The following is a 13,728-nucleotide window of genomic DNA, read 5'->3' as shown; positions in this document are numbered from 1 at the left end:
CAGCTACACGGAAACGGGCTCCTGTTTCCGTGTAGGCCGAAGCTCTACGCGCCGAGGGCTCGCCTCGGCGCGATCGAGAAACAGGCCGAGTGCAGCAAAAAAGATTTCGAGAAAACCTTCAATGGATCCATCATGACGATCAGCCTTGCGGCCGAGGCGATCCGCCAGGATCCGGTAAAGGGAAAGCCGCTGCGGCGTGATCTGCGGCAGGGCCAGACCCACGCCCTGGCGCAGGCAATACCAGTCGGTGATGAGCTCGATCATTGGCATATCCGCCTGTTCGGAGGCAATGCTCTTCTCTCCGAGCAGGCCGACGACATCCCGCACCGTCTTACCAGCCATCGCCGCAACGATTTCCGCCGTCCATTCCCGGGGGAAATAACGATACTTGATCAGCGCCCGCTGATGGTCCCGCAGAAAGCTGCCGTAATCACCCGCCACAAAGGCCGCGTCCTGCGCTTCGCCGGCAAACGCCATTTCCTGCGCATACCCCCGGCAGATGCGGCCATTCACCGGCAGATGGGCCATCTCCACCGTTTCCACGGCGATTTCCTGACGCGACGGGTGGACAACCTTGAAGGCCGGCGGGAAAGCAACCAGCGACGGGACGGCGATATTGGTCAGTGACCTCTCCCCTTCCCCACGCCGCGTCACCCCTTCCACATGCAGATGGCCGCTAAAATGCACGGCGAGCCCGGTTTTTATCAGCGCATCCCCCACCGCCTTGAGCGGCATGCGCCGCACGGCGGTCGTTTTGCCGAACAGGGCGCTTTCCACGCTGCTTGCACCATCGAAGGGATCGAGTGCCGGATAGTGGGAAAAGCCGAGCAACGTCTTGCCAAGCGCCTCTGCCCTGGCGCGCACATCGGCAATCCAGTCGAGAAGGAAAGGCTTGCAGCGCAGAAGCGCATTCCAGCCGGCGGCGGTGCTGTCGATGAAGGCGGCCTCCTCGCCTCGTTCAAAGCTGCCGTCGCGCGGTTCGAAAATATTGGCGTCGATCATCATCAGCCAGAGACCCGGCTCCGGCTCGACCAGATAGGAGGCGTCCATCAGCATGTAGACATTGCTGCCATCGGGTGAGCCCACCTCGTAGAGCCGATCCTGCGGCGCATCGGAGAGGCCGAAGGGTGTTTCCCAATGCAGGTAATCCGGCTGGCGGAAATAGCCAAAGGCCGCCATGGGGCCAAGACCTTCCGGATAACCGTCGCAATACATGCGCTCGCTGATAACGACCCGTTCCCCTGCCCGCTTCGCATCGCTAGAGACGGAGAGGCGTTCCCCGTTCTCCACCAGGAACTCCTTGGTTTGATGCCGGCCGCACGGCCCGAAAATATCGTGGTTTCCGGGCAGCGCATAAAAGGCCGTGCCATGCGCATCGCGATGACGCTCAAGAATGCCCTTCAGCGTTTGTGTCGTCTCCCGCTGCCCGTCATCGGTATAATCGCCGAGCAGCACCACATGGCGAATGCCGCGCCGCCGCACCTCTTCCAGCGCCGCATGCAGTGCATCGGCGCTCTCATTAAAAACCCGGGTAGAGTCGCGCGTTTCCGACCAGCTGCGCATGGTGATGCGCTGGCCATCGATCTCGATACCGGGAAATCCGAAATCCGCGGCTGTGTCATGAAAATGTGCGTCAGCAATGACGGCAACGGAAGGAAGCACAGGTGTCAGCATCATAAAACGGTCTTTCTGCCTGGGCAGTTCAAGATAATTGTCGGAACGGCGCGTTTATGTTTTCAAATTTGCCTAACCTAACCACATTGTCATCCAGTTTCTGCCAGAACAGCATCTAACGGCGAAAATGGCGGCATGTTGCGAAGATACGCAGCTGCATCTTGCGGTTGATACAGTTGTCTCCCGGTTAACCCTGTGTATTTCCAATGATGTAACTGGGCTTATGCTACCGATGTCGTCCTGTATTTGATGAGTCATAAATGAAAATACTGATCGCCATACAAAAACTGCTCGACTTCATGTCCGTCCGGTCTGACAATCCCGACCTTCTGAAAGCGCAGTACAGAGCCTTCACCCGGCAGATGCCGATGATGTATTTCATTTTGCTCTCAAGCACATGGGCGCTTGCCAGTACGCATATGCAATTGGCACCATTTTGGCTCACCGTTGGGGTTCCCGCCGTTTTTACCATCGGCTGCACACTTCGGGTCGCATTCTGGTGGAGGACGCGCGGCATCGATCCCCGGCCGGAGGTGGCACTCGCCGCCCTTCGCCGCACGAACCGCCTGGCCGCCGGCATCGCCCTGGCCTTCACGCTCTGGTCTTTTTTACTGGTGCCGCATGGAGATGCCTATACACGATCCCATGTCGCCTTCTACATGGCGATCACCGTCATTTCCTGCATCTTCTGCCTGATGTATGTACGGTCCGCCGCCTTCATGGTGACGGTCATCGTCAATGGCGCGTTCATCGCCTTTTTTGTGGCGTCACGGCAGCCGACATTCATTGCCATCGCCATCAATGTTCTGCTGGTTTGTGCCGGCATGATGTCCATCCTCCTGACCAATTACCGCAATTTTGAGCGCATGGTCATTTCGCAGCAGCGCACGGAGGCGCTCAGCAATGAAAACCTGCTGCTTGCCAATATAGACAGCCTGACGGGACTGCCGAACCGCCGCGCCTTTTTCGCACATCTTGAGGTCGAGCTCGCGAATGCCAGAGAAAAGGGAACCCGGCTGGCGCTGGGGGTCATCGATCTCGACGGTTTCAAGCCGGTCAACGATCTCTACGGGCATTCGGTGGGAGACCGGCTGCTGATCAATGTCAGCAAGCGCCTCACCGCCAATCTGAAAGCCAGCAAGGCTTTTCGACTGGGCGGCGACGAATTCGCCATCGTCGCCCCGATCATACCTGATGATGCGCAACTCGTCGCAAACGCCAATGCGATTTCCGAAGAGTTGAGGGCGCCTTACCATATGCCGGAAGGAACGGTGCATGTTTCCGCATCCATGGGAATAGCAGTCTTTCCCCACCTTGCCTCCACGCTGGAGCAGCTTTTCGACAGGGCAGACTATGCCCTCTACCACGCCAAGAAAACCCGGCGTGGCGATGCCGTTCTGTTCGATGCGGAACACGAAAAGCAGATCAATATCGAAGCCCGCATTGAGCATCTGCTCAAGCAGAGCGATCTGAAAAACGAACTTTCGGTGATGTTTCAGCCGATCGTGGATATACGCGACGGAAAAACGGCCGGGTTTGAAGCGCTGGCGCGCTGGCACAGCCCGGTTCTCGGGCATGTGCCGCCCGCACAATTCTTCGCCATCGCGGAACGGGCCGGCATCGTCGGTTCGCTGACGCGGCCGCTTCTGAAGATGGCACTGGCCTCGGCATCGACATGGGACCCTTCCCTGCGTCTCTCGTTCAATCTTTCGGCCCAGGACCTCAACTGTCATGAAGGCGTGCTGTCCCTGATCGGCATCATCGAAAACAGCTGTTTCGACACCCGCCGTCTCGATCTTGAAATCACCGAGACAGCCTTTGCCCATGATTTCGAGCAGGTGAGACAATCCGTCGACATGCTGCGCCGTCTCGGTTGCGGCATTTCACTTGACGATTTCGGCACCGGTTACTCCAGCCTCACCCGACTGCACGCCTTGCCGCTGACCAAGATCAAGATCGACCGCAGCTTCGTCACCGATCTGCACGAAAAACCAGCCAGCTACAAAATCGTGAAATCGCTTCTTGCCCTCAGCCGGGACATGGAGCTGGAATGCGTGGTCGAGGGGGTGGAAACATCAGCAGAACTCACCACACTCGAAGGTCTTGGCGCCACGCTGGTGCAGGGCTATATTTATGCGCCGCCGCTGAGGGAGTGGGATGTGGCGGCGTTTCTTTCGGGGCCGCGAGCGGTCGTTGGGACTGGCTGAGATTGCTCCAACCTTAGGCCCCGACGCGTCGAATTGCAGGAATACTTGGCTTCGTCGTATCGTAAAGCGTGAACGGACCGGCTGGTAATGTCGTAACTCAAGCTCAACCGAGTGTCGCGCCGCTGCTGGATATCGTCGTCACTCGAACGTTAGCCAGGAAACGCCGTCGACCAGCCTCCCACCATGCGCGCAGGCATCCCCCATGCGGGCAATTTTTTTCCCCTGTATGGTAGCGACCGATGAGCCACTGGTAATCTTGTCCGACGTTGTCGGAACGCCTGTGCAAAGCAGGCTGTCTCCAACCGTAGCGATCGGCACACCGTCAACGGTGACAAAAGTCTGTTGCGTCGAGACCACAGGTCCACCGATGTGTGGCTTCGGCCCGGGATCGACCATGGGGCAGATGTGCATATGACCTTTCAGCGTGACCGAGCGCCCGACCATTTAAATATCCCTCTAGCTGCCAATAGTACGAACTGCTGGCGTAGATGGCTTTGTAGTATCGTATAGGGTAAACGGCCCAGCTTGAGCCGCAATAGTCATGGCAGAAAGCGCATCAACTGGACGCATATTCTCAACAGTAAGCTGACCACCCAGCGATGGATGTAACTTCGGTGAATAGATTTGGCCGAGCTGAAGCTTCCCCAAATTTTTTAGAAGTCGATTGAACATAAGCTTACCTTTCTCGTCCGGAGCATCAAAGGATTCTGCATCAATCCCCTCAACGGCTATACCCAAGTTGATGTCAGATCGCTCAGCAGGAATCTCTTTGAACAGCCCGCGGCATGTCACTCTATGAAGAAGGATGTTAATTTCAGTGGTTTTATAGTCTTCATTCCATGCCAAGATTTTTCCGAACGCAGAAAACCCCAACGCGTGTGTCCGAACCGGATTCAGCTGTTTGTCGCCACCCAAAGCTAAAGCTACTATCGACTTATACTTTTCCGGATTACAAAACTGAAAATAGCCTTGCTTCCAAATTCCCAGGCCTGCATGCCGAATAAAATCTAAATAGGTTTCAGGAATCCTGTTTTTATACCGAGCAATATCTGCCTCGCCCATAATTTCAGGATTTTCGGGCAAGCCAAAGCGCTTCAAGGCGTTTTCATATGTTATAAAAAGCTCTGGCATTTTTACTCCTCAAGAATATTAAACTGCTCAAGACACCGGGACGTCAGGATTGCCGTCCCCCTTACCTGTACCATTGTCGGGAGTTTCAGCATCGGGAGAATTATCATTGCCGCCTTCGGGTTTACATTCTTCGAGTTTAGCGTTCATTTTTTTCTTTTGCTCAGCCGCTTTTTTTGCATGAGAGCGCAATTGCTCCGATCTTCTTCCCTTCCATTGAGACCCTAAAGAACTATTGATACTCTTGTCGCCCAAGCCAGAAATTGATCCGTCGCCCCCCGCAACCAAATCCAAGGTATGGGTTGCGGCCAACTTCTTCATCTCTTCTGCCACATCATTCGCAGCCTGTTCCTTATAGTCATTGCGCCCTTTCGATAAATACTTTTCTTCCAGTTCCCGTGTGCGGTCGGTGCGATAATCTTCTCTACTCTGCCGACGGTTTGCTGCATCATCAGTCGGCCTCCCCTGCTGTCTATATTTGTCGATATTTCTGACCAGATCATCAGGCTCCATGCGGTTTATTTCGTCTTGTTGCTCCTTCAACTGACGCCTAAACTCTTCAACTTGCTTAGGCGTAGCTCCCTCAGGCGGACTAAAGCAATCGATTTCCCCACAATCAACGCAAGGTTTGGCCTGTTCGCTCTCCTTGGTCTTGGCGTCAGCGTCTACATTCGCATCTTCCATATAAGAGGCGATTGCGGAGGCAGCCGCTCTACCCGCCATAGCGCCGACTTGCCCACCTATCCATGCTCCAACCGCTGTACCTCCAGGCCCAGCGAGGCTGCCAGCTAAGCCTCCAATAACACGACCGAGCCAACCTCCTGCGATAGCACCGCCCGCTCCGGCGACAGTTGTCGTCGCACTCATGCGGGCGCTCCGGATGCTGACGGATTGGAACGCAAGGCATCGACGGTGTGGTCGATCAGGGATTTAACCCTGTTATCTGGCGTGTCGCCGCCATCGCCAACATAGTTTCGCACCTCCGGTGCATCTGCCGCCTTTCCATCGGACATTATCATGACATAGGCCCAGCGAGCGCGACCGCGTTCCGTCTTGATACCAAGCTCATCGGCAGATTTTTCGCTGGCCAAGGTGGCGCCCCAAATGAAGTTATCATCGACGCCAGAAAAATACGGTGGAGTATTCGCTTTCAGGAACCGGGCTATTCTCAGCCGAGAAGAATGCAACATCGCAGCTTTCAGTTTTTCCATTTGATCCCGTTCGATGCGTAACGGGCCAGGCGGAGCAGCAGGTAGGTCGGCGGGAGCCTTCACCCGCTTCACACCACCATAGTCGGGCGCGTTTAAAACGACGCAATCCGCAGGTCCTAAAAACCGGGCGAGCTGTGGCCTTGTCAGGATTGGAAGAAGAGCGCCGAGGACATTAGGGTCCCAGTGTCGAAACAATACGCGTTCATACTGGGGTGAACTCGTAGCTGGCAGATCGCCACTGGTCTGCTCCAGCGGGATCATAACCTCGTTAATAGTCCTCAGGTGACGGTAAAGATCATCGGTTCCAGACGGACAGGACCAATAGACAGCGCAAGCATTTTTTGCGTCTAGCCAGCCGATATAGGAGCGCACGGGGATAGCCGAGAGATCGACTAACCATGGTCCCGACAAACGAAAATCGGCGGAAGCACCTTCAAGAAACAATGACCGGGCGCTTATACCTTCTTCCTGAAGGATGCGCGGAAGATTATCAAATGCACCCCCATCTAAAACGACGGACACCTGTCCCGTCATTGCCTCTACGGCTTGTCTTGTAAGCTCGGCGGTTTCGTTCGGATTTGGCAGATCAATTATGGGTGTGTCGTTCATAATCAAATCCTGACAAACGGTGTGGAATTCTTCGACATCGACTTCAAGCAGGAGCCACTTTCACCTGGGCCACCTTTCTTGAAGTTGATCTGGTTGCCTTCGATATCGATCTTCAGGGCAAAGAGCTTGATGCCGCTTTTAGTCAGGGAGATGTATCCGCCGGGAGTCGAAAGACGAATTTCGTCGTCGGCGAATATCTCCCAGACCTTCGCCTCGCCATGATATTTCTCTTCGGAGACGAGATTGTAGAGCTTGCCGACATTGATGGTGATCTTCTCACCGACACGCGTATATTGGCCGGTACCGATCTCGACGAATTGCTCTTTGCCGATGGTCAGGTTCTGCTGTTTTCCAACCTGTCGGACTTCCGTCTGCCCGATATTCGTGACCTTGCTGACCCCGACCTGCTCGGCTTTTGCCACTCCAACGGATGTGGACTGAAACGCCCCGATGATCGTGTTCATGATGCCCGGCAGCGGAAAGAGGCCCGAGGCATCGGAACCGACGCCCGAGCCGGAGCCGGCAAGTGCCGTACCCGCATCCGCCCGCGGGCTTGGACCGGAGACAACGCCCTCGCGCGAGGAAAGTCCGCCTGCACCAAGAAATCCGAGTGCGGATGAGGCAAGCGTGGTGGCAAAGGCTGCGACACCAGGACCACCACCGCCGGCAATCTGGGCGGCCTGTGAAAGCAGGCCAGCCGTCTGTCCTGAAAGCGCCTGCACGCCTGCCATCGCCATCATCGCCATCGGTCCCGTTCCGCCGACGACAGTATTCACCGAACCACCGATCTCGTGTTTCTGGTTGCCGGAAACCTCGACGGCGCGGTTGCCGCCGACCGAGGCGACCTCGTGCCGGTCGATGCGTTTGGTCCGGTCGTTCAAGACCCGCGTCGTCTGGTCCTTCTGGGCGTGGAAGAACTGGTTCTCCTTGCCGGCTTCATCTTCGAAAGTGATTTCGTTGAAACCGTCACCCTTGTGACTGTTGGAGCGCAGCACCATACGCGTCTTGTTGGCCGGCAGGTCGTAAGGCACGGAATTGGCGGGATTGTTGACCACGCCGATAACCAGCGGCTTATCAGGATCGCCATCGACAAAAGCAACCATCACCTCCATGCCGATGCGCGGAATGACCTGCGCACCCCAAGTGCCGCCACCCCATGCCTGGCTGACCCGCACCCAGCACGTATCCGTGCCATCCTTCTTCGCCTTGCGGTCCCACGGGAACCACAGCTTGATGCGGCCATATTGATCCGGATGGATTTCCTCGCCTTCGGGGCCGGCGACGATCGCCACCTGCGTGCCTTCGATGCGCGGCCGTTTGGTTGACCGGTGCGGCGTCAGCGGCACGCGGGCGGGAATTGCCTCGAAGTGATTGCGGTACTCCGGTTCGTTGCTGTTTGTCTCATAGGAGAGATCAACAATACTGTGGCTTGCCCTCACGATCACATGCTCCTCGTAGGCATGCTCGGGATGCGCAACCTCGAAAGGCGTGAAGCGACGGCCCGCTTCCAGAATACGCGTGGTCGATGAGCCGAACACCCGGTCATGATCGGCCTCAATTGCCTGGGTCCGCAGTTTCTGCGCCCGTTCCGCTTCTTCCACTGTCTTGATGCGGGCTGGATATTCGTAAAGCTCGCGCTTCGTCGCATCCGGCATCTGCACCAGCGATGGCGTCATCGTGCCCGGCACCATGCCCGGTGTCTCGAAATTCCAGTCCGCACCCGCGCGCTGGCCCGAGACATAGGAGAACCGTCGCGCCCAGTCGTTGATGTGGTTACGGTCCGACGAGCCCTGCGCCAGGCGCACCATTCCCTCGCCCTGTGCGGCCGGTGATGGTCCGAGCCAGCCGCTGGCGCTATCGGCCACATGCAGCTTGTGGGACCCGTCCTCGTGGCTGAACCAGTAAAACAGGCCGTCCTCTTCGAAACGGCGAGTGAGATAATCGAGATCCGTCTCGTTAAACTGAACGCTGTAGTGCTGGGCAGGCGGCGGTGAAATGATGCCCGATGTATCGGGGGCGGGAATGCCATGTTCGGAAAACAGCGTCTCGACGATCTCGACCGCCGTCTTGTCCATCCAGATGCGGCAATCGGAGCGGCGCGACAGCAGCCACATCTGCGGCCGGATGGTCAGCGCATAGGAGCGCATGCCACGGGTAATCGGCGGCCCTTCATGCAATTCCGTCACCAGGCCGTTGAAGGGGCGGCGAACGCCGCCGCCATCACCATCGCCCTGGCTTATCTCGATCGAGACATCGACCAGCCGTCCGATCAGTTCCTCGGGCTTCACCGCTTCCTTCTTGGCTCGCACGGTCAGGCGGATCTCGAAGAGCTGCGACACGCCCTCCTCGACGGACAGGCGTTCCGGCAGAAGCTGGTCCTCGCCCAAGGGCGAAGACACTTTCAGAACACGGCTCGCCTGAACGAAATCAGAAACCGAAGGCTGGTCGTTCATGGGACACTCCTAAATCAGGACCCGCGGCTGGCCTGCAGCGGCCAGAACCAGATCGTTTCCGAATTGTAGTAGCAGGCCGACGCGCATTGGGTGGCTTCCGACCCGCCGCGCACGAGATCGATATGACCGCCACCGGTGTAGCCGGGAATATTGTTGAAGGCCACGACACCGTTGCGCGCGCCGATGCCGTTGCGGGCGGTGGCGGGCGTGTAAGGATCGGGCTCGCCGAGATAGCTCGTCCGCTTCATCAGGGTGGCAAGGCGGCGCATGTTCACCTCGATGCCCTTTCCGGCATAGGGGCCCTTCTGGATGCGGTGCGAAGAGGGCACGATGTTGATGCCCGACTTCACGAAAGCGATGCTGACGCGGATGGCGCAGGTATTATGATAGTTCGGATTGCCGATGAAGCTCTCCCAGCCGATTTCCGTGAACAGATCACGCTGGCTGAGATAATTCGGATGCGACGGATCGCTGCTCGGATAATTGCTATAGAGGGTGTCAAAGTTAACGCGCATGGCTCGTCCCACTAGTTACTTTTCTGCTCACAGGGAAAGGAGACCTTGAGCGCCTCCCGCACGAGGGTTGCTGCCTGTTCATCCAGTTTTTCCGCAGGCATATCGCCGAGATAGGTGTAGATCCGGTCGGTGAGTTCATGGGGCGCAACGGCACCCGCACCACACCAGTCCGATCCGCTTGTCAGATCGGCCACACCGGCGATGTAGGCGCTCGATTTTGCGACGGAAACCAGCCGCCGCATTTCCGGATCAGACACATCAGGAGCGAGCTTCCCCTCAATGGCCTGCTTGAGTTCGGCACCGGAGAATATCCATGTCCGTTCCGCCGCACCGGCCGGTGAGAGACCGGACAGGGCCAGAACAAATGGCACGGAGACAAAAACCGCATATAGGGAGCGCATGAAAAACCCGCCTCGTCCAACGTGGATGAGAAACATCACGACGTGAGCTGCAAACTGCAATGAAAACGTTCCGGTGCCGGCATGCCGGCACCGGGTCGCATGGCTATCAAGCAGCCTTGGTCGTCGCCAGATCGTAGGAAGCGATCATCGGAGACTGCGGCGAGTTGTTGTCGTCGAACGGCGTGTACTTCACTTCCATTTTCGTGAAGTTGAGCTTGATGGTCTCCACCGGACGATCCCCGCTGGAATCCACCGAGTAGCTGGCGATAAGGGTGTTCGTCAGCAGGTATTCGATATAGGTGTTGCCCGGATTGCCGGTCGTCACCAGATGAATCGTTGCAAGCTTGCCAGTGCGGCCAGCACAGGCCTCCTGGAAAAGCTTTGTGGAAGACGAGTCGCTAACCTTTGTCAGAATGACTTCCGAAATGGTCGGTTCGGACGCTTCGCGGTTTGCAGCAGAACCAGCCGACGTGTTCATGTTGCGGGCCACGTTCCAGTGAATGGCTTCAATATCCATCCACTTGCGATGTTCTTCATGGGTGGCGTCGCCCTGGATACCGTCAATCTGCAGATAAATTGGCATGCTCTAAGCTCCTGTAGCTGAAATGACCTCTTGCTCCGAGGCCGAGTTACCCTTCGTTTAATGCCGCATGCGTCGGGTAGCCCCATCCGACGCGGCAACTTTATCCACCCCAACCTCTTCGGTTACGGCGAATTCATCTGCTTCCCCAGCCGCTTCCGCACGAATGCCGAACCCGTTTTCACCAAAATCGACAACGATCTTCCCGACGCGTTCTCCCGCGATGACCTTCTCGAGGAAAAAGCTGGAAAGAGGCGGCAGGAGATCCTTGCCGATCATGATTTCGATGGCGCGTGCGCCGATTTCACTTGCACCGGCGCGCGCCACCAAGGCATCGCGCGCCGCATCGGACAATCTCAGGTCGGTGCCATATGTTGCGAGCACACGGTCCCTGATCTTGCCAATCTGCATGTCCACGACACTTGCAAGCTCCTCCGCGCCAAGCGGCATGAAGGGCAGGATGATCGTGCGCCCGAGGAATGCGGGCTTGAACTGTTTGGTAAGCTCCGGCATCAGAAGCGCTTCCAGCGCCTCACCTTCCGGCATAGTGTCGGGATCGGCGGAAAGCGCCGACAGCAATTCCGAACCGGTATTGGCCGTCATGAAGATCGTGGTGTTCTTGAAATCGACGTCGCGGCCTTCGCCATCGCGAAGCACGCCCTTGTCGAACACCTGATAAAAAATATCCTGGACGCCGGGGTGAGCCTTGTCGATTTCATCGAGAAGCAGAACGCCGAACGGCCGGCGGCGCACCGCTTCCGTCAGCACCCCACCTTCGCCGAAACCGACATAGCCAGGCGGTGAGCCGAGAAGCAGGGAAACCTTGTGCTCCTCCTTGAACTCCGACATGTTGATCGTCGTCAGATGGCTGTTGCCGCCATAGAGAAGATCGGCCAGCGACAGCGCCGTTTCGGTCTTGCCCGTTCCGGACATGCCGACAAGGAAAAACACCGCCGGCGGACGGCGCGGATCGGACAATCCGGCACGGGCGGTGCGCATGGCATCGGCAATCCGGGTAATTGCGGCATCCTGCCCAACCACGCGCTGCCGCATGCGCACATCCAGAGTGCGGGCGCTTTCGATCTGGTCCGCCAGAAGTTTGCCGAGCGGAATCCCGGTCCATCGCGAGACGACGGCGGCGATCGCTTCACGATCAACCACTGTCGGAACAAGTCTTTCGGCATTTGCGGGCCGCATCTCCGTGGCAGGCCGCAGGTGCGAAACATTCGACGCGCCGGTTTCGGCCGGCTGCTCTTCACTGAGCGCCGCCAGTTCAGCCATTTCCGCGTCATAACGGCCGCGCAGATCATCGATCCCGGCCTCAAGCCGTTCAAGCTCGTCGCGTATCGACTGGATGCGGTTTTGCATGTCCTCATCCTGCGGTTCACGCAGAAGCCAGTTCAGTTCGTCAGACAGAAGGTGTCGCTCGCTTTCCATGGCACGTAACCGCTCTGGCAACGTCTGCCGCGCCAGCGAAACGGCCGCGGCGGCGGTATCGAGCAGGCTGACCGCCTTGTCCGGCAATTGCCGAGCGGGCATGTAGCGCGCGGATAATTGCACGGCAGCCACGATCGCCTCATCACGAACGGTAACGTTGTGATGGCTGACGAAAGTATCCGCCACACCGCGCAACATCCGTATCGCAGTCGCCTCGTCCGGCTCGCGCACATGCACTGGCTGGAAACGACGCGTCAGCGCCGCATCCTTCTCGAAATATTTCTTGTATTCACTCCACGTCGTTGCCGCGACGGTCCGCACCTCGCCTCGTGCGAGTGCGGGCTTAAGAATATTCGCCGCATCACCCTGGCCCGCCGCACCACCCGCGCCAACAAGGCCATGGGCCTCATCGATGAACAGGATGACCGGTTCGGCCGAACGCTTGACCGCATCGATCACGCCGTGCAGGCGCCGCTCGAACTCACCTTTCACGCCGGCACCGGCCTGCAGCAGCGAAATATCGAGGTTCAGCAGGCAGACATTGCGCAGTTTCTCCGGAACGTTGCCGGAGGCGATTTCCAACGCCAGCGCTTCGGCGACCGCGGTCTTGCCCACGCCGGCCTCGCCCACCAGAATAGGATTGTTCTGTCGGCGGCGGGTCAGAATATCAACGAGCTGGCGCAACTCATCATCGCGGCCGATAACAGGATCGACCTTGCCGTTGCGGGCATCGGTGGTCATGTCGTGGGTGTAAAGGCGCAAGAAATCATTCTGGCCGGCGGCCTGTGCCGAGCCTGCCTCTCCTGAACTTGTCAGCGCGGAAGGAACATCCACGCCTGCGCCGTTCTCGGCCGAGCTGCGAAGACGCTCAAGCGCACCGCGATCCATCGCCTTGAGAGACGGAAATGCCGAGCGGACAAAGGAGCGAAGTGAGGTTTCCTCATCCATCGCCAACAGGAGATCGCAAAGCGTCACGCGGTCACGGCCAGCCTCCAGCGACGCAAGAATCCATGCCTCCCGGGCTGCCGTGAGGATGTTCTGGGAGAGCGACAAGGCCTCCCCGTCGCCGATAATGGCCTCTTCCAGACTGCGGCCGATTTCAGCCTTCAATACCGGAAGTGGAATTTTTAATTCGTCGAATGTTTCCGCATAGATACCGGCATCTACAACCGCCAGCAGCCAATGCGGTATATCCACGTACCTGTGCCCCATACGCACCGCAACGGAAGCCGCAGCTTCGAGGGTAACGCGCAGGTCTGGCTCAAGCGCTCCAACGAGGCGATTGAGATCGATATGCGACATGCAATGAGCCTCCTGCCCGGGTTCATTCCACAACGTGACGTGGAATAACTATGATGATGAAACCGGGTTGTCCACCCCGAAGTTTATTTTTTATCAGATTAGATTAGGGAGTAGACGCCACAATTTAGACACATTTTGAATAAGTCTGTCTGATTAATAGCCTCACGTAAGGGAAGTAACTACAAAAAATCCATTACTATTTTCTGGGGAT

The 13,728-nt window shown here is 57.5% G+C and carries 11 protein-coding genes; 1 reads left to right on the top strand and 10 read right to left on the bottom strand.

Translation table 11 applies throughout. The features are described from left to right. Window positions 1–3: 3 nt before the first annotated feature. A complete protein-coding gene (locus ATU_RS20395) occupies window positions 4–1,674 on the bottom strand; it encodes a metallophosphoesterase family protein (protein ID WP_010973771.1) in 1,671 nt (556 codons plus the stop codon). 260 nt (window positions 1,675–1,934) lie between these two features. Between ATU_RS20395 and ATU_RS20390 the strand changes: the two genes are divergently transcribed. Further along, complete coding sequence (locus tag ATU_RS20390) at window positions 1,935–3,881, top strand: putative bifunctional diguanylate cyclase/phosphodiesterase (RefSeq protein WP_035257634.1); 1,947 nt, start codon at window positions 1,935–1,937, stop codon at window positions 3,879–3,881. Window positions 3,882–4,019: 138 nt separating this feature from the next. On the opposite strand, the gene ATU_RS20385 is transcribed toward ATU_RS20390, so the two are convergent. The 9 genes from ATU_RS20385 to tssH all read right to left on the bottom strand — a co-directional run bounded on the left by ATU_RS20385 (window position 4,020) and on the right by tssH (window position 13,517). Then, window positions 4,020–4,325, bottom strand: coding sequence for a PAAR domain-containing protein (locus ATU_RS20385; RefSeq protein ID WP_010973769.1), 306 nt, complete (start codon window positions 4,323–4,325; stop codon window positions 4,020–4,022). Between the two features lie 12 nt (window positions 4,326–4,337). Beyond that, on the bottom strand, window positions 4,338–5,012 hold the full coding sequence (locus tag ATU_RS20380) for a GAD-like domain-containing protein (protein ID WP_010973768.1): 675 nt from the start codon (window positions 5,010–5,012) through the stop codon (window positions 4,338–4,340). Window positions 5,013–5,039: 27 nt separating this feature from the next. Beyond that, the gene (locus ATU_RS20375) at window positions 5,040–5,876 is read right to left on the bottom strand and encodes a polymorphic toxin type 15 domain-containing protein (RefSeq protein ID WP_010973767.1); all 837 of its coding nucleotides are present in this window, start codon (window positions 5,874–5,876) and stop codon (window positions 5,040–5,042) included. Then, window positions 5,873–6,829 (bottom strand): DUF4123 domain-containing protein, encoded by a 957-nt coding sequence (locus ATU_RS20370; RefSeq protein WP_010973766.1) that lies wholly within the window; start codon window positions 6,827–6,829, stop codon window positions 5,873–5,875. The genes ATU_RS20375 and ATU_RS20370 overlap by 4 nt, the downstream gene beginning before the upstream one ends. A 2-nt stretch (window positions 6,830–6,831) precedes the next feature. After that, window positions 6,832–9,282 (bottom strand): type VI secretion system Vgr family protein, encoded by a 2,451-nt coding sequence (locus ATU_RS20365; RefSeq protein WP_010973765.1) that lies wholly within the window; start codon window positions 9,280–9,282, stop codon window positions 6,832–6,834. Window positions 9,283–9,296: 14 nt separating this feature from the next. Further along, window positions 9,297–9,797 (bottom strand): type VI secretion system amidase effector protein Tae4, encoded by a 501-nt coding sequence (locus ATU_RS20360; RefSeq protein ID WP_006315890.1) that lies wholly within the window; start codon window positions 9,795–9,797, stop codon window positions 9,297–9,299. Window positions 9,798–9,808: 11 nt separating this feature from the next. Further along, complete coding sequence (locus ATU_RS20355; protein WP_010973764.1) at window positions 9,809–10,198, bottom strand: Rap1a/Tai family immunity protein; 390 nt, start codon at window positions 10,196–10,198, stop codon at window positions 9,809–9,811. A gap of 106 nt (window positions 10,199–10,304) precedes the next feature. Then, window positions 10,305–10,781 carry an Hcp family type VI secretion system effector gene (locus ATU_RS20350; RefSeq protein ID WP_003504561.1) on the bottom strand — a complete coding sequence of 159 codons (477 nt, stop codon included), beginning with the start codon at window positions 10,779–10,781 and terminating at the stop codon, window positions 10,305–10,307. Between the two features lie 57 nt (window positions 10,782–10,838). Next, complete coding sequence (gene tssH / locus ATU_RS20345) at window positions 10,839–13,517, bottom strand: type VI secretion system ATPase TssH (RefSeq protein WP_010973763.1); 2,679 nt, start codon at window positions 13,515–13,517, stop codon at window positions 10,839–10,841. Window positions 13,518–13,728: the final 211 nt, after the last annotated feature.

The sequence above is a fragment of the Agrobacterium fabrum str. C58 genome (assembly GCF_000092025.1).
Lineage (GTDB): Bacteria > Pseudomonadota > Alphaproteobacteria > Rhizobiales > Rhizobiaceae > Agrobacterium > Agrobacterium fabrum.
This window is presented reverse-complemented; position numbering and strand designations above follow the sequence as displayed.